Source organism: Sphingomonas arabinosi, from assembly GCF_036663715.1.
Lineage (GTDB): Bacteria > Pseudomonadota > Alphaproteobacteria > Sphingomonadales > Sphingomonadaceae > Sphingomonas.
This window is the reverse complement of record NZ_JAXOJN010000002.1, coordinates 23,158-39,611: the sequence shown is the minus strand read 5'-3', so window position 1 is coordinate 39,611 and position 16,454 is coordinate 23,158. Positions and strand designations below refer to the sequence as shown.

The 16,454-nt window shown below is 65.8% G+C and carries 15 protein-coding genes and 1 riboswitch; of the genes, 14 read left to right on the top strand and 1 reads right to left on the bottom strand.

The features are described from left to right. Window position 1: 1 nt before the first annotated feature. The 13 genes from U1708_RS03195 to U1708_RS03135 all read left to right on the top strand — a co-directional run bounded on the left by U1708_RS03195 (window position 2) and on the right by U1708_RS03135 (window position 13,043). Window positions 2-997: a Gfo/Idh/MocA family protein gene (locus U1708_RS03195; protein ID WP_332743554.1), complete on the top strand. Its 996-nt coding sequence runs from the start codon at window positions 2-4 to the stop codon at window positions 995-997. Further along, a complete protein-coding gene (locus U1708_RS03190; RefSeq protein WP_332742674.1) occupies window positions 988-1,803 on the top strand; it encodes an MBL fold metallo-hydrolase in 816 nt (271 codons plus the stop codon). Before U1708_RS03195 ends, U1708_RS03190 begins: the two co-directional genes overlap by 10 nt. Next, entirely contained in the window at window positions 1,800-3,320 is a 1,521-nt protein-coding gene (locus tag U1708_RS03185; RefSeq protein WP_332742672.1) for a YcaO-like family protein, read from the top strand. The genes U1708_RS03190 and U1708_RS03185 overlap by 4 nt, the downstream gene beginning before the upstream one ends. Further along, entirely contained in the window at window positions 3,317-4,147 is an 831-nt protein-coding gene (locus U1708_RS03180; protein ID WP_332742670.1) for a sugar phosphate isomerase/epimerase family protein, read from the top strand. Before U1708_RS03185 ends, U1708_RS03180 begins: the two co-directional genes overlap by 4 nt. A gap of 47 nt (window positions 4,148-4,194) precedes the next feature. Continuing rightward, window positions 4,195-5,355 carry a glycosyltransferase family 4 protein gene (locus U1708_RS03175; RefSeq protein WP_332742668.1) on the top strand — a complete coding sequence of 387 codons (1,161 nt, stop codon included), beginning with the start codon at window positions 4,195-4,197 and terminating at the stop codon, window positions 5,353-5,355. A 7-nt stretch (window positions 5,356-5,362) separates the two neighbouring features. Next, entirely contained in the window at window positions 5,363-6,058 is a 696-nt protein-coding gene (locus tag U1708_RS03170) for a PIG-L deacetylase family protein (protein ID WP_332742666.1), read from the top strand. Between the two features lie 52 nt (window positions 6,059-6,110). Next, the gene (locus U1708_RS03165) at window positions 6,111-7,040 is read left to right on the top strand and encodes a glycosyltransferase family 2 protein (protein ID WP_332742664.1); all 930 of its coding nucleotides are present in this window, start codon (window positions 6,111-6,113) and stop codon (window positions 7,038-7,040) included. A 7-nt stretch (window positions 7,041-7,047) separates the two neighbouring features. After that, on the top strand, window positions 7,048-8,121 hold the full coding sequence (locus tag U1708_RS03160; RefSeq protein ID WP_332742662.1) for a glycosyltransferase: 1,074 nt from the start codon (window positions 7,048-7,050) through the stop codon (window positions 8,119-8,121). Beyond that, window positions 8,118-9,050, top strand: a complete 933-nt coding sequence (locus U1708_RS03155; RefSeq protein WP_332742660.1) for a polysaccharide pyruvyl transferase family protein — start codon at window positions 8,118-8,120, stop codon at window positions 9,048-9,050. The genes U1708_RS03160 and U1708_RS03155 overlap by 4 nt, the downstream gene beginning before the upstream one ends. Continuing rightward, the gene (locus U1708_RS03150) at window positions 9,047-9,970 is read left to right on the top strand and encodes a glycosyltransferase family 2 protein (RefSeq protein ID WP_332742658.1); all 924 of its coding nucleotides are present in this window, start codon (window positions 9,047-9,049) and stop codon (window positions 9,968-9,970) included. Before U1708_RS03155 ends, U1708_RS03150 begins: the two co-directional genes overlap by 4 nt. A 103-nt stretch (window positions 9,971-10,073) precedes the next feature. Continuing rightward, window positions 10,074-10,373 (top strand): HNH endonuclease, encoded by a 300-nt coding sequence (locus tag U1708_RS03145; RefSeq protein WP_332743552.1) that lies wholly within the window; start codon window positions 10,074-10,076, stop codon window positions 10,371-10,373. 87 nt (window positions 10,374-10,460) lie between these two features. Beyond that, window positions 10,461-10,536, top strand: a riboswitch (Fluoride riboswitch). Window positions 10,537-10,559: 23 nt separating this feature from the next. After that, on the top strand, window positions 10,560-11,915 hold the full coding sequence (locus U1708_RS03140) for a voltage-gated chloride channel family protein (RefSeq protein WP_332742656.1): 1,356 nt from the start codon (window positions 10,560-10,562) through the stop codon (window positions 11,913-11,915). Window positions 11,916-12,293: 378 nt separating this feature from the next. Next, on the top strand, window positions 12,294-13,043 hold the full coding sequence (locus U1708_RS03135) for an outer membrane beta-barrel protein (protein WP_332742654.1): 750 nt from the start codon (window positions 12,294-12,296) through the stop codon (window positions 13,041-13,043). A gap of 144 nt (window positions 13,044-13,187) precedes the next feature. Here the strand turns inward: U1708_RS03135 and U1708_RS03130 are convergent, their stop codons facing one another. Further along, the gene (locus U1708_RS03130) at window positions 13,188-13,604 is read right to left on the bottom strand and encodes a hypothetical protein (protein ID WP_332742652.1); all 417 of its coding nucleotides are present in this window, start codon (window positions 13,602-13,604) and stop codon (window positions 13,188-13,190) included. A 269-nt stretch (window positions 13,605-13,873) separates the two neighbouring features. On the opposite strand from U1708_RS03130, the gene U1708_RS03125 reads away from it, so the two are divergent. Next, window positions 13,874-16,321, top strand: a complete 2,448-nt coding sequence (locus U1708_RS03125; RefSeq protein ID WP_332742650.1) for an alpha/beta hydrolase family protein — start codon at window positions 13,874-13,876, stop codon at window positions 16,319-16,321. Window positions 16,322-16,454: the final 133 nt, after the last annotated feature.

Sequence of the window (16,454 nt, the reverse complement as noted above, 5' to 3'; positions counted from 1 at the left end):
CATGCGCTGGGGGATCGTCGGCTTCGGCTGGGTCGCGCGAGATTACATGGCGCCGGGGATCGCGGCATCGGGAGGGACCGTGGTCGCGATCGCCGACCCGTCGCCGATGGCGCAGGCCAGCGCGATGTCGGGTGGCATCCTCGCCTACAATACCGCCGAAGCGATGCTGGCCGATGCCGCGCTCGACTGCATCTACGTCGCCACGCCCAACAATCTTCATGCCGATCCGGTGCGGGCCGCCGTCGCGGCGGGCGTGCCGGTGCTGTGCGAAAAGCCGATCGCCGCGACGCTCGCCGACGCGGAGGCGATCGGCGCGGCAGTCACGGGACATCTCTACGGCACCGCGTTCGACCAGCGTCATCACCCCGCGCACCGGGCGATGGCGCAGGCGATCCGCGACGGGGCGATAGGACGGCCGATCGCTGTGCGGATCGTCTATGCCTGCTGGGTCGACCCAAGCTGGTCGCCGTCCGCCATCGGCGATGGCTGCAACTGGCGCGCCGATCCGGCAGCGGCGGGCGGCGGCGCGGTCATCGATCTCGCGCTGCACGGCCTTGACCTTGCGGCGATGCTCGTCGACGAACCGCTCGACCGCCTGCATATCGACCTGCAACGGCGCATCCACGACTATCCGGTCGACGATGGCGGCATCCTGTCGGGACGCACCGCAGGCGGCGTGCTGGTCCAGAGCCACGTCGCCTATAACTGCCCCGAAGTGTTGCCCCGCCGCCGGCTGGAGATCCTCGGCGAGGACGGCCTGCTGATCGCGACCGACACGATGGGCCAGACCGAAGGCGGCACCGTGATCCGCCGTTGCGCGCGCACGGGGGAGGAAACCGCCCTGCCCTTCGACGCCGCGCTGTCGCCGTTCGCCGCACAGGCCGCCGCGTTCGCCGCCGCGGTCCGCGGCGAGGCGCATGATTTTTCGATTCACAGGGACCTGTCGCTGATGCGCCTTTTCGACGCCGCCTATACCGAGGCGCGATCATGCCTTTGAGCTGGTATGCCTGCGCGCATTGCGGCTTCTGGCAGCGCCATTTCGCGCCCGCCGATTGCCCGGTATGCAATGATACGCGCAACGACCTGCCCGAGGATGGCTGGTGTTTCCTTCCTGAGAGCGACGTCGCCGCGAGCCACGACGGCAGCTGGCGACAGGTGGCCGACGATCTCTGGGCGTTCACCACCACGCCGCACCTTGGGCTCGGTGGCACCGGCTGGCTGATCGTGCGCGAGGGCGGCAACATCGCGTTCGAAGCCGCGCCCTATTACTCGCCGGCGATGCTCGCACAGATCGCGCGGCTCGGCGGGATCCGCTATCTCGCGGCCAGCCATGCGCATAGCTATGGCGCGCTGTTCCAGCTCCAGCGCGAGTGCGCGCCTGCGATGCTCGCGATCCACAAGGATGACCTCGGCATGACCAAGGCGTTCCGCGTCACGACGCCCTATGACGACGTGCTGGAGATCGCACCGGGTTACACGCTGCATCATGTCGGCGGGCATTACGAGGGACAGGCGGCACTCCACGACGCGGTCGGCCGCCGCCTGTTCTGTGGCGACATGTTCAAGATCGACCAGGACGAAGCAGGCATCAGCCAAGCGATTTCGAGCCACAAGGCGTTCCACAAGGACATCCCGCTGACGCATGGCGAGATCCGCCAGTATCGAGACGTGATCGCTCCGTTGGCGTTCGACGCCGTCCTGACCCCGTTCGAATATGCCCCCGAAGTCGGCCGGGACGTCGCCGTGGCGGTGCTGGACGAGGCGCTGTCCCGCGCGCCGGGCGTGAAGAGGATCCCGCTATGACACGCAGCATTACCGGCCTCCCCGAGCAACTCGGCGCGGCCTGCCATATGTATCTCGATGCATTTCCCGCGGGCGATATCGTCGCATTCCCGATCGACGGCATCGACCGCGTGGGCATACCCGTCTGGGTGGTCGCGCTGTTCCCGGAGACCGCCGACCTCGACGGCATCATGCCGTACGGCGTCGGCTATGGCGCGACCGACGAGGCCGCGATCCTGGGCGCACTGGGCGAGATCGCCGAAATGGTCTGGCCGACGCTCACCTTGTCGGCGCGCGGCAAGACGCAGGGCAGCTATGCCGACCTCGTCCGCGAACGCGGCGTGCGCGGCATCGCCGATCCGCTGACGCTATGCCTGCCTGCCGGTTCGCCGGTCGGCCGCGACACGCCGCTCGACTGGGTCGAGGCCCGGCGGTGGGCGGACGGGTCCAGCGTCCTCGTGCCGATCGACCTCGCCGCCTATTCGGCCAAGGAACTCGACCCCGGCTATGTCCCGTTCACGACGATCATCTCGAACGGGATGGGCGCAGGGCCGGACCTAGACTGGGCGATCGGCCACGGGCTGTGCGAAATCCTCCAGCGCGACGGCAACGGGCTGCTGTTCCGCGCGCTCGACCGCGGCGTCGCGATCGACCTGCCGGAAAGCCTGCCCGGCGAGATCGGCGACTTGATCAACCGGTTCGCCGCGGCCGGCATCCGCGTGATCCCCAAATTCGCGACCGACGAATTCGGGATGGCCAACGTCTATTGCGTCGGCGTCGATGCGCACGAGCCCGCCGTGCCGATCATGGCGACGGCGTGCGGCGAGGCCGCGCATCCCGACGCGGCGCAGGCATTGACGAAGGCAATCGCGGAATACGCCGCCAGTCGTGCACGGAAAGCGTTCGCACACGGCCCGATGGCGCTCGCCGAGACGATCGCTCCACGCGGCTATATCGACCGGTTCATGGCGCAAGCCGGCGGTGCCGCGAAATCGAGCGACGGTCGCGCGTTCTCCGAGATGCGGCGCTGGACCGATGTCGATGCCGCGACGCTGCGCGCATGGCTGGCCGACACGATGCTGGCCGAGCGCAGCCGCCGCGCCTTCGCCGGTCTGCCGCGCGCCGACGTACCTGACGCACGCGCTCGCGGGCGGCTGGCGAGGGAAGCAGTCGAGGCAGCCGGGTTCGACATCCTCTACGTCGACATGTCCCCCGCGGATGCGAGTGTCGCGGTCGTCAAGGTGATCGTGCCCGGCATGGAGGTCGAGACGATGAGCTATTACCGGATCGGCGAGCGCAACGTCGCCAAGCTGGTCGCGCTCGACAGCCCGCTGGTCAGCTTCGGTGGCGAGGCAAGTGCGACGCGCCGGCCCGTCCGCTTGACCGAGGAAGCCCTGACCCGGCTGGGCGGCCAGCCCTTTTTCGATACCGCGCTGGCCGACGCGATCGTCGGACGGCTCTATCCGCTCTACCGCGAGCCTGAAGCGCATCACGTCGCGTGGTCAGAACAGAGCCTTGAAACTGAGTCGGCACGATGACGCTGCGATTTGCTTATAATACGAACGGTGCGGCCAACCACCGGCTCGATGACGCGCTGCACCTGATTGCGGATGCGGGGTATGACGGCGTCGCGCTGACGCTGGATCATCACCACCTCGATCCCTTTGCTGACGATTGGGCACGCGAGGCGGAGCGTGTCGGCGCGCTGCTGCGGTCGCTCGGGCTGGGGTCGGTGATCGAGACCGGCGCGCGCTACCTGCTCAACCCGCACGACAAGCATGAGCCGACTTTGGTCACCGCCGACCCCGCGGGCCGGGACCGGCGCGTCGCATTCCTCGCCCGTGCACTGGAAATTGCCGCGATCCTGAACGCGGAGACTGTGTCGTTCTGGGCGGGTGTGCCGAAGCCCGACGTGCGCCACGCGGATGCACTCGACTGGCTCGACGCGGGGCTGGGCAAGGTCGTCGAGCACGCGGCGCGCACGGGCATCCCCGTCAGCCTGGAGCCCGAGCCCGGCATGCTGATCGAGACCGTTGCGGATTACGCGCGACTCGCTATCCGGCACCCAGATCTTCGGCTCGCACTCGACACCGGCCATTGCCTCGTCACGCAGGATATCGCGCCCGACGCTGCGGTGCACGCCTATGCCGACCGCCTCGGCACGGTCGCGGTCGAGGACATGCGTCGCGGCGATCACACGCATCTCCCCTTCGGTCAGGGCGACATGGACATTCCCGCCATCCTCGCCGCGCTTGAGTCGATCGGTTTCGACAAGCTGGTGTGCGTCGAACTGTCGCGTGAAAGCCCGCGCGCGCATCAGGCCATTCCTGAATCGATCGCTTATCTTCGGGCGGCCATGTCCTGATGCGGATATGCTTCGTCTCGCGTCGCTTTTTCCCTGCGATATCGGGTATGTCGATCTACGCGATCAACCTGTTGCGTCAGCTCGTCGCGGGGGGCAACGACGTGACGATGATCAGCCAATATTACGGCGATCCCGCACGCGCCCGCGTCTATGGCGGCGGTCCCCCGCCCCAGGTGCCGGGCGTTCGCGTCGTCGGCCTCGAAGCGCTGGGCGAACAGGATGGCGGCGATTTCGAACGCGATATCGACGCTTTGGTCGAGGCCATCGCGCATGACCATGCGGTGCATCCATTCGACATGCTCCACGCGCAATATGGCTATCCGACCGGCTGGGCGACGATGATCGCAGCCCGGCGCCTCGGCCTGCCCTGCGTCGTGTCGATCCAGGGCGGTGACGGGCATTGGGTCGGCTCGTGCTGCGAGACGCACCGGCTCGCGATGGTGCGCGTGCTCGACCATGCGGGCGCGCTGTTGATCGGCGGCAACAGTTTCGCGAGCGAAGTCCACGACCGACTCGGCACCCCGCTCGACCGGTTCACGATCGTTCCGGGGGCGGTCGATACCGACCATTTTACGCCGGCATCGAAAGCCGCGCCCGAAGGTCCGGTCCGCCTGCTCTACCATGGCCGCGTCGACCGCCGCAAAGGCGTGCTCGACTTCCTTGAGGCGCTGCCGGACGTAAGGGGGGATTGGCACGCGACCATCTCGGGGATCGGTCCGGACGTCGAACCCGCGCAGGCGCTTGCGGTCGAACTCGAACTTACGGACCGCGTGACGTTCAGCGGCTATGCCGACTATGACTCTGTCCCCGAACTGTACCGCGCGCACGACGTGTTCGTGTCGCCAACCTATGCCGAGGGGTTTTCGAACACCATCCTCGAGGCGATGGCATGCGGGCTGGCCGTCGTCTCGTGCCATGCCGTGGGTGTCGTCGACTGCGTGCGCGACGACGAGAATGGCCTGCTGACCGATACCGGCGATGTGCCAGCGCTGGCTGCCTCGCTGACCCGCATTGTCACCGATACGAGCCTGCGCGCGCACCTGGCCACGGCGGCGCTCGAAGAATGCCGCCGGGTGTATAGCTGGGACGCTGTCGGACAGCAGATCGTCGGGATCTACCGCGACCTGCGTGGCCGTCCGCAGACCGCCTTCGATACCGACCTGCCGATGACGCCCTGCCGCTTCCGCAGCGAGCCGCACCTGCTGTGAGCGATCGATGAAGCTGCTCGCGATATCGCCGCATCTGGACGATGCCGCTTTCTCCGCCGGCGGGCTGCTGGGGTCGCGCGTCGACCAGGGCTGGGACGTCACCGTCGCAACCTGCTTCACCGGCAACGTCGCGCAGCCGACCGGGTTCGCTCTCGCGTGCCAGCTCGACAAGGGCCTGGGCGCCGACGTCGACTACATGGCGCTGCGCCGTGCCGAGGATGTCGCAGCGTGCCAGGCACTTGGGGCGAGCGCGATCCACCTCCCATTTCTGGAAGCGCCGCATCGCGGTTACGCCTCGGCAAAGATGTTGTTCGAGGCACGGCTGCCCGATGATCGAATCATAGGCGATGTCGCGACCGCGCTGGCCGATCTTTTCGCGGCGGAACGGCCGGATCTGGTGCTTGGGCCGTTATGCCTCGGCAACCATGTCGACCATCACGTCGTTCTGGATGCGATACGGCGATCCTGTGCCGATCATACAGTATTGCTGTGGGAAGACTGGCCTTATGCCGATCGTGAAGACCGGGTTGCCGCCATGCCGGCGTTGACCGAACGCCTTACCCCCGAAACGCGGGCGCGGCGTATTGCCGCCTGTTCCGCATACGGGTCGCAACTGGGCTTCCAGTTCGGCGGCGTCGACGCGATGACCGAGCGGACCGCGAGGATCGTCGAGGAACGTTTCTACCCGCTTCACACGCACTGAGCGACCGGCCACCGCCGCCCCGCGTCCCCCTATTCCAAGCAGAGCCATCGCCATGACCGAAGTTTCCGTCGTCACCCTGGGCAAGGGGCGTCCCGACCACCTCGTCAACGTCGTCCGCGGCCTGATACGCCAGACGCTGATGCCGGCCGAACTGATCGTCGCGGTAATGCAGGACGATCTGTACGACCTGCCGGCGGCGCCCTTTCCCATCCGCCAGATGCAGGTCGTCGCCGACGCCTTGCCGCTCGCCTCGGCGCGTAACGCTGCGGCGCGCACGGCGATCGGCGACGTCATCGTGTTTCTCGACATGGACTGCATCCCGACGCCCACGCTGCTTTCCGATTATGCCGGATTCCTCGACACGTTCGACGGGTTGCTGATGGGTGAAGTCCTGTACCTGCCGGGCGGCGCGACCGACGGCGACTGGCAGTACGACCGGTTCGCCGAGATCGCGGTGAAGCATTCGGACCGCCGCGGCCCACCGCCGCAGGGCATCGAGATCTGCACCGACTATCGCTGTTTCTGGTCGCTCAACTTCGCCATGCGAAGGACGACGTTCCTCGACTTGGGCGGCTTCGACGAACGCTATGTCGGCTATGGCGGCGAGGATACCGATTTCGGCAAGGCTCTCGACGAGGCCGGCGTGGCGATCGCGTGGATCAAGGGCGGTCTGGCCTATCACCAATATCATCCGCACCACATGCCGCCGGTGCACCATCTCGACAGCGTGGTGCGCAATGCCGAGCTGTTCGAAACCAAGTGGGGCTATCGGACGATGGGCCACTGGCTCCAGGCATTCCGCCTGATGGGCCTGATCGACCCGACCCCGGGTCGGCCGATCCGCATCCTGCGACGCCCCGACGCCGCCGATCTTGCGCTGACCGGACAGCAAAGCCATCAGCCCTATGCCAATACCGCGACCGTCATCCGTCTCCTGGAAGATCGGCTGGCGGCGACCGAGAGAGCAGCGGCGGCCGAATGAGAGCCCGATGAGGATCGCCGTTCTCTGCCATGTCCGCCAGCCGATCGCCCAGCCATTTGCCGGCGGGATGGAATCGCAATGCTGGCATCTGGCGGCGGGGCTACAGGCTCGCGGACACGATGTCGTGTTGTTCGCCTCGGGCGATAGCGACCCGCGGTTCGCGATCGATGCCGTGATCCCCGAAGCTTACGACCGCACTTTTCCGGACGCCGAACATCGCGGCCATCCACCGCTGATCGCGCATCTCGACGAAGGCTATGCCGCCGCTTGCGATCGGATCGCCGCCGGTGGCTTCGACGTGGCACACAATAACAGTCTGCATCGCTTTCCGCTCGAGCCCGCGCGGACCGCAAGGGTGCCGACGGTCACGTCGCTGCACGTCCCGCCCTATGATGCGCTCCGTTGGTTCGTGCACGCCAGCGCAGCGCCGACCCACCACCTTACCACGACTTCTGCGCACCAGCTTGCCGCCTGGTGGCCGGACGGACCGCCACGCGAAGCTTCGGTATTGCATAACGGCATTGACCCAGACGCATGGCCCTTCGTCGGACGAGGCGACGGCAGTGCGGTCTGGTGCGGAAGGATGACGCCGGACAAGGCGCCGCATCTGGCAGCGCAAGCCGCCCGGATCGCCGGCGTCCCGCTGACCCTGTTCGGACCGATCGAGGATCGCGACTATTGGGACGCCGACGTCGCGCCGCTGATCGACGGTAGCATCCGATATGGCGGCCATCTGGATGCCGCGGCGTTGGCACGGGAAATGGGCCGCGCCTCTGTGTTCGTCTTCACGCCATGCTGGGACGAGCCGTTCGGACTGGTCGCGATCGAGGCGATGGCGTGCGGCCTGCCGGTGGCGGCGTTCGATCGCGGCGCCTTGCGGGAGATCATCGGCGAGACAGGATGTTTCGCACCGGCCGGCGACGTTCCAGCCCTTGCCCGCGCTATCATCGACGCTGTCCAACGCCCCCGCGAACCGCAGCGTGATCGTGTCGAGACCGCGTTCACGCGTGATCGCTGGCTCGACCGATGCGAAGGCCTCTACCGCGATGTCATCGGCCACGGATTGGGACAGCGTGCATGACGGCCAGTAATTACTTGGCGGCACAGCAGATCATTCTGGCTGCATGTTATCGGACGCACGTAGCGCCCGGTTCGCGTTACGCGCTGGTCGACTTTCCGGATCACGCGAACGTCGGCGACAGTGCGATCTGGCTCGGCGAGCTTGCCTTGCTACGGCAGGTAACCGGGCGCGATCCGTGCTATGTTTCGACCTGGCACGATTTCGAGATCGATGCCTTTCGCGACGCCTGCCCCGACGGCATCCTGTTTTTACATGGCGGCGGAAACCTCGGCGACATCTGGCCGCATCACCAGCGGTTTCGCGAGCATATCCTTGCAACGGTCCGCGATCGACCGGTCGTGCAGCTCCCCCAGTCGATACATTTTCGCGTACCTGCGCAGGTTGACCGGTTCGCCGCGCTCGTCGCCGACCATCCGGACTTCGTCCTGTATGTCCGCGATACGCGCAGCTTGGACTTCGCCCGGAAGCATTTGTCATGCCCATCGCACCTCGCTCCGGACTCTGCGTATGCACTGGGCGAACGATCGGCAGGCGCGCTACAGTGCGACCTGCTGATGCTGATGCGCACCGACGACGAGCGGCAGGGCTATGCCATGCCATCGACGACCCAAGCGATCGTCGCAGATTGGCTGGAGGACGATCCAGACTTACCGGTCGGCGTCGACGCCAGAGCACGCGAGGCTCAAGCCGTTGCACGCGTCGATCGTGGGCTGCGGTTGCTCGCACAAGGCCGGGTCGTCGTAACGGACCGACTGCATGGGCACATACTTTCAGACCTGTTGGGTATTCCGCATGTCGTACTGGACAATGAGTACGGCAAGATCGCCAAGTATCTGGACGCCTGGTCCTCCCCCAAGGGGATCGTGACGAAGGCTGCGACGATGGAGGAAGCCCTGAGTCTTGCCGACGGGCTTCTTTCCGCAAGATGACTACCGCCATCGACGTCAGCCTGCTGATCTGTACGCGTGACCGTGCCGGCTCGCTCACGGCGACGCTCGATTCTGTCAGGCGGGCGGTTGCGTACGCGGCCGGTATGACGGTGGAAGTCGTGCTCGTCGACAATGGCTCCGTCGACGATACGCCGCAACGACTGGTGGGGTGGCAAGGCATGCAGGCGTTCCCGGTCCATCTGGTCCGAGAGCCGCGGCCGGGGCTTGCGTGTGCCCGCAATACGGGGCTTGGACTGTGTCGGGGCCGCATCATCGCCATGACGGATGACGATTGCGTCCTCCATGCCGACTATTTCGCAGCCCTTCATGCGGCGTTCGAAAGTGTCGGCGGACCGACGATCATCGGCGGCCGTATTCTTCTCGGCAACCCCGCCGATCTTCCCGTCACCATCAAGCTCGAAGACCATGACATGGTCGCCCCATCGGGCGGATTCCTGGGTGGTTTCGTCATGGGGGCGAACCTCGCGTTCACCGCCGATGTCGTGACGTTGACGGGACTGTTCGACGAACGGTTCGGAGCTGGAGCTCCGTTCGTGGCGGCCGAAGATACCGATTTTCTGTTCCGTGCCGCAGGTTCGGGTGTCGCGGTGCTCTACAACCCGCGGATCGTCGTCGATCACCATCACGGGCGTCGTGATACGGTGGAGGAAACCCGATTGCTGGCGGGCTACAGCTTTGGTGACGGCGCCCTGTACGCCAAGTATCTGTTTTCCGACCGGCGCGCGCTGTTCGCCATCGCCGCAGATATTTTCGACGTTCACCTGGACGTGATACGGCCCGTCACCACGCACGTGGGCATCAAGCATTTCTACTGGTTCCGCCTCCGCCACAAAGCGAGGGGCTTTGCCGCCTACTGGTGGTCGAACCTGCGCCGGTACCGGTCACCAGCGATGCGCTAACGCGCGGCTAGTGCTGTCCCGAACTGCTGTTATTTCCTTCGCAATACACCATATTTGGGCGATGGGCGGACGTGTGAAGCGACTGGCGGGGCTTGAGCAGGCCATGGCGCGGGCAATCGCCACCGAAGACGCCAGAAAATGCGGGCTATGCGAGCGAACCCTGGGTCGAAAGGTGGAATGGCACCACCGGATTCCGAAAAGCCGCGGCGGTACCGAGGTCATACCCGTTCACCCGATCTGCCACCGTATCATCCACGCCAGCGTGTCCAATCAGGATCTCGCCACGACATTCGCGGATTTAGATGCCCTGAAAGCACGCCCGGACATTGGTCGCTTCCTGCGCTGGATCGCAGACAAACCTCCCGACTTTCACGCCCCCACCCGCCTTCCCGATGCGCGATAGAAACGTCGGTTTCAACGATAGTCCCGCGACCCATTATGGGTAGGAGTGCGGGACGGAGTTGACGAGTTCACTTCGTTCCCCCATGTGCCGCGGCACGGCGATGGATTTCCGCCGGGCATTTCGCCGAACCGCTCTGACAAGAGCTGATGATTCCTACTTGGCGCCGCAAGGCAGCAAGGAGGAAACGTGCGCGCTACCTTTCGTAATCTCTTCGATGGTCTGAACGTTGCAGCGTTCGCCCGTAACCGTCACGCCCATGCCGTATCCGTGGTGCACTGGGCGCTGATCCTGGTGCCGATGGCAGCACTTGTCGGGACGCTGTGTGCGGCATTTCTCTGGAGCCTCGATGCCGCCACGCGACTGCGCTTCGCGTTGCCCTGGCTGCTCTACCTGCTGCCGCTGGGTGGTTTCGTAGTCGGTCTGCTCTACCATCTGGCGGGTCGCTCGGTGGAGGGCGGCAACAACCTCATCGTCGAGCAGATACATGAACCGGGAGCCGGGGTGCCGTTGCGCATGGCACCACTGATCTTCTTCGGCACGGTGGTGACGCATCTGTTCGGCGGTTCGGCCGGACGTGAGGGCACCGCCGTCCAGTTGGGCGGGAGCCTCGCCAGTGGCTTCGGCCGCGCGCTCAAGCTCGACGCGGACGGCACCCGCATCCTGCTGATGGGAGGTATCGCGGCCGGGTTCGGCGCGGTGTTCGGTACACCGATCGCGGGGGCCGTGTTCGCGCTGGAAGTGCTGGCGATCGGGCGCGTCGAGTATCGCGCGCTGGTGCCGTGCCTGGCCGCCGCGCTGGTCGGGGATTGGACGTGTCTTGCCTGGGGCATCCATCACGGCGTCTACCGGGTTGATGCACTCGTGCCGGTCGATGCGCTGCTCGTCGTCAAGGCCGGCATTGCCGGCGTTGCATTCGGGTTGGCAGGTCTCGCCTTTGCCGAAGCCAACCACGCGCTGGGCGGATGGCTCAAGCGGGTCGTTCCTTATGGCCCGCTAAGACCTGTGATCGGCGGGGGCGCGGTCATCGCGCTCGTCTATTTGTTCGGCACGCGCGACTATCTTGGTCTCGGCACGCTCGCGGCGACGCCGGGCGGACTTACCATCGACAGCTTCTTCGGGCCGGACACGCATCCGTGGAGTTGGGCGCTGAAGCTGCTGTTCACCGTCGTGACCCTCAGCGCCGGCTTCAAAGGCGGCGAGGTCACACCATTGTTCTTCATCGGCGCGGCGCTCGGCAACGCGCTCGCCCCGATGTTCGGCGTCCCGACCGACGTGTTCGCCGCGATCGGGTTTGTCGCACTATTCGCGGGCGCGGCGAACACGCCGCTCGCCTGCACGTTCATGGGCATCGAACTGTTCGGCGCTACCTATGCGGTGCCGATCGCGGTGGCCTGCTTCGTCGCTTACCTATGCTCGGGACACAACGGCATCTACCTGTCGCAGCGGCTCGCCGTGCCCAAGGTGCCGGCGAACGGCTTGACCCCCAATGGGACTTTACGTGAGGCACGCGCGCACCGTGCAACCCGCAGGCCGCACCCCTGATCTGCCAATCCTAACGACAGCCGGTCGACCGATATGGGGGCAAACAGACCTGATGCCGCGTATTTGCTCGTCTTCGATTTGCGGATGTTAGCATAGCTCGGCGCGGCAACGCGTGGATGACATTCTTGCGATTTCAGCCCCCGTTTGGTCGGGATGATGACCGCGCCGATCCCGCTCGGCATTTGATGCCCATCCATCCCCCGGGAAGTGAGGCGACCGTACTCGGGATCCCGGCCGGCAGCTGGTGCGACGCCCCACGGTCCCTAAACACATTCGACAATTTCGTGCCTCCGCAAAGGATCAACGCCTGCAACTCCCGTTCAACGGAACCGTATCGGCCCCACTTCATTACCCTTACAATTGCTTCGGGGGAACATGATGCGACCGGCACTCTATGCGATCATTACAACGCTGACTCTGGCTGCGACGGTCACCCCGGCGTCTTCGCAAGTGTACGTCGACCTCTTCACTGGACGCTCGATGCCCGAGAACACCGCCGCCACGCTCCGGGCCGACGAAGCGCGGGTCAACGACACCGTCATTCCCGCCCAGCTCCGGATCGACATCGACAGGCTACGGCCGACCAATTCGACAATCTTCGGTGCACGGCTTGGCTATTGGTCGGGCGCGGTCGGTATCGCGGTGGATGCCTCGACACTCGATCCCGACGTCAAGCGCCAGACGATACGCGCGACGGGTAACCTGCGGTTCGACGACGACGTCTTCGGTGAGCGCGTGGTGATCGATCCCGGGCGGTCGGTCGCCGTCGACATCCCGCGCGTAACGGTACCAACTACCGCCACCTTCGCTGCGCTCGCGATGTTGCGCCTGCCACCGACCCCCGGCACGCGCGTTACGCCCTACGCCTTTGCCGGCCCGGTTTATCTGGTCACCGATTCCGACATCAGCGGCGACTGGGGCCTACGCGCCGGTGCAGGGCTGAAACTGCCGCTGTCGCGCGCCGTGTCGCTGTTCGGCGAGTATCGCTACACCAACGTCTCTGCGAGCGCGGTCGCCGGCAGGATCGGTGGCGACGTGATGGGGATCCGTGGCACCACCGGCGACATCCGCGTCGACCTCGACGTCCGCAACCACAGCGCGGTCGGCGGCATCGGCTTCACGTTCTAGCCAAGGGCAGCGCGAGCGCGGGCGGGATAGCAATCGGTAGAGTGCTTCAAGGCTACCAGCTATTCGCTGTCTGGCGGCAACCGCGCTGCCGTTCTCCGCGTCGTCCATCAGTGCATTCCATCTCCCGCCGCTCGTTCATCCGGATCAAGCGGGATCGTCATCGAGCGTAGCGACTCCCATCAGTGGGTGCATTACGAAGGTCCAGCCGTCCCCGCCCACAATCATGAGGCGCAGCGATTGGCGATCTGCGGTGCCAAGCAGCGATGCCGCTCCCGACGAAGCAGGCAACGTGACCGTCCTGCCATCCTGGAGAATGCCTGTTGCCCAGCCACGCCGTCCATTGCGGATCTCGTTGGCAAGGCGCTCCAGTGCCGTCTCGAGCGCTGTTCGCGCACGAGATCCTGTCACCCATGCGTAGCCAGCCGGCCCCAATTCAGGCGGTGCTACTAATGGCTGGCTCGGGACTGGAGACGGCTGTTTGACGACACGGCGGGATACCTCCTTTTTTTGATCGAGAGGACGCACGCCCTCCATACTCATCATGCGCGCAAACTCGTCCATCGCTGTTCCCTCCGTGGCAGCGCCTGGAGCGCATGGGTTCGACCACTGGTTCCTAAACTCATGGAAGGATAGCCCAACCACCGCTGGGAGGGCGGGCAGCCTTCCCGACTTTCGGCGCTCGTTCAGGTTGGAGCTGGAGAGATACAAAGGCGCCGTTCGGCGACTTGCCCCACGACGAAACTCCCGTAAGCTCCGGCCTTCTGACGTATTGTCGGCGCCTGATGAACCCCCGCATCAGGCGACCTGACGATAGAGACAAAGGAATGCGAATGCGCGCCGGTGCCTGCCTGATTGCCCTGCTCCTCACCACCACCGCTTCCGCTCAGACGCCCGGCGGCAGCGCTTATCACCGCGCGCCCGATGCGATCGCCAAGGCACTGGAGACGCCGCCTACCCCCGGCGTTGCCGTCAGCCCCGATCACAGCACGCTCGCCATCCTGGGGCGTGAGAATTTACCGTCGATCGCCAATCTGTCGAAGCCGATTCTACGGCTGAGCGGCTACCGCATCGATCCTACCACCAACGGTCAGGCCGAGGTACGCGTCCAATGGCTGAACGCGCTCAGCTTTAAGGACGTGGGCTCGGGGCGGACCGTGACGGTCAAGCTGCCCGCCGGTCTGCGTTTCGCCGCGCCCAATTGGTCGCCCGACGGCTCCCGCCTCGCCTTCTACGCGCAAGACGCCGACGGCCTGTCGCTCTGGATCGCCGAGCGCGACGGCAGCGCCCGCACGGTCGCCCGGGGGCTGAACGGCACCTTCGGCACGCCCTTCGCCTGGATGCCGGATAGCAAGGCGCTGGTCGCCTATACGGTGCCCGCCGGTCGCGGCGCGGCGCCCGTCGCGAGCAGTACGCCGGCCGGCCCCGTGATACAGGAAAGCGCCGGCCGCACCTCGGCAGCGCGGACCTATGAGGATCTACTCGGCGATGCGCATGACGAGGCGCTGTTCGACCATTACTTTACCGGGCAGCTGGCTCGGATCGATCTCGCCGGCGCTAAGCAGCCGATCGGAACGCCCGGCCTGATCACCGAGTTCAGCGTCTCCCCCGACGGCCGCTACCTGCTGACCGAACGGCTCAAGCGGCCTTATTCCTATCTGCTGCCCGCCCGGTTCTTCCCGACCGAGATCGCCGTATCGACGATCGCCGGCCAAGCAGTGAAGACGCTGGTCGATCGCCCGCTCGCCGACGATCTGCCGGTCGATTTCGACGCCACCGTCAAGGGGCCGCGCGAGGCGGTCTGGCGGTCGGATGCACCGGCGACACTCGTCTGGGCCGAGGCGCTCGACGGCGGCAATCCGCGCGCGAAGATCGCGTTCCACGACAAGGTTATGATGCAGGCCGCGCCGTTCGCTGCGGCACCGGTGGAACTGGCGCAGACCCCTGCCCGCTATTCGGAGACGCTGTGGGGCGATGATGGCTTTGCAATGGTGATCGACCGCGAATGGCGATCGCGCACCGAGCATCGCCTGGCGGTTGCGCCATCGCGACCGGGCCAGACACGGACGGTATCGACGCTCAACTATCAGGATCAATATGGAGATCCCGGCGAACCGATCGTCGAAGACAATGCCGTTGGCAAGCCGGTGATGCGCTTCACGCCAGCCCATGACGGCGTGTACGTCACCGGCGACGGCGCGACCAAGGCTGGGGCATTCCCCTTCCTGGCGGCGATGCCGCTGGCCGGGGGCGAACAGACGCGACTGTGGACTGCCAAGGCGCCCTATTACGAAACGGTCGTCGCATTGCTCGACGACCGCGGGCAGCGCATCCTGACGCGGCGCGAGAGCGCGAAGCTAGCGCCCAACTACATGATCCGCAGCGTGAAGGGCGGCAGCGCCAAGGCCGTCACCGCCTTCGCCGATCCCGCCCCGGTTTTCGCCGGCGTCACGCAGCGCACGATCACCTATCCGCGCGCCGACGGACTGCCGCTGTCGGGGTCGCTGTATCTACCCGCCGGCTATGACGCGAAACGCGACGGGCCGCTGCCGACGTTGCTGTGGGCGTATCCGGCGGAGTTCACCGACGCGAAGGTCGCCGGCCAGACGGTCGATCAGGGCAACCGGTTCGTCCGCCCGCGCGGCATCAGCCACTTGTTCCTGCTGACCCAGGGCTATGCGATCCTCGACAACCCGTCGATGCCGATCATTGGCGAGGGCGGCGCAGAGGCCAACGACACCTACGTCAAGCAGTTGCAGCAGGATGCGCAGGCAGCAATCGATGCCGTGATCAAATTGGGCGTCAGCGACCGCAGCCGCATGGCCGTCGGCGGGCACAGCTACGGCGCGTTCATGACCGCCAATCTGCTCGCGCATACCGATCTGTTCCGCGCCGGCATCGCGCGGTCGGGCGCCTATAACCGCACTCTGACGCCGTTCGGTTTCCAGGCCGAGCAGCGGACCTATTGGCAGGCGACGCCGACCTACACAGAGATGAGCCCGTTTACCTATGCCGACCGGATCAAGGCGCCGATCCTGCTGATCCATGGCGGCGCGGACGACAATAGCGGCACCTTCCCGATCCAGTCCGAGCGCATGTACGCGGCGCTGAAGGGCAACGGCGCGACGGTACGCTACGTCGTTCTGCCCAACGAGCCGCACGGCTATCGCGCGCTGGAATCGACCGAGGAGACTTTGTGGCAAATGACCGACTGGCTGGACCGCTACGTCAAGCCGAAGCAGACCGGATCGACGGTGGGAGCGATAGCCGCGAAAAAGTGACCGATGTGCCAGTTCCGGTCAGGATGGAGCGTGAGCATCTTGCAATCGCTTGCCGGGGATCACAGGCCGCGCGCGGCCCGAGCGCAGTTCGTCGCGTGCCACTGTAGGGCGAGCGCAAACCGACCCATTCCGT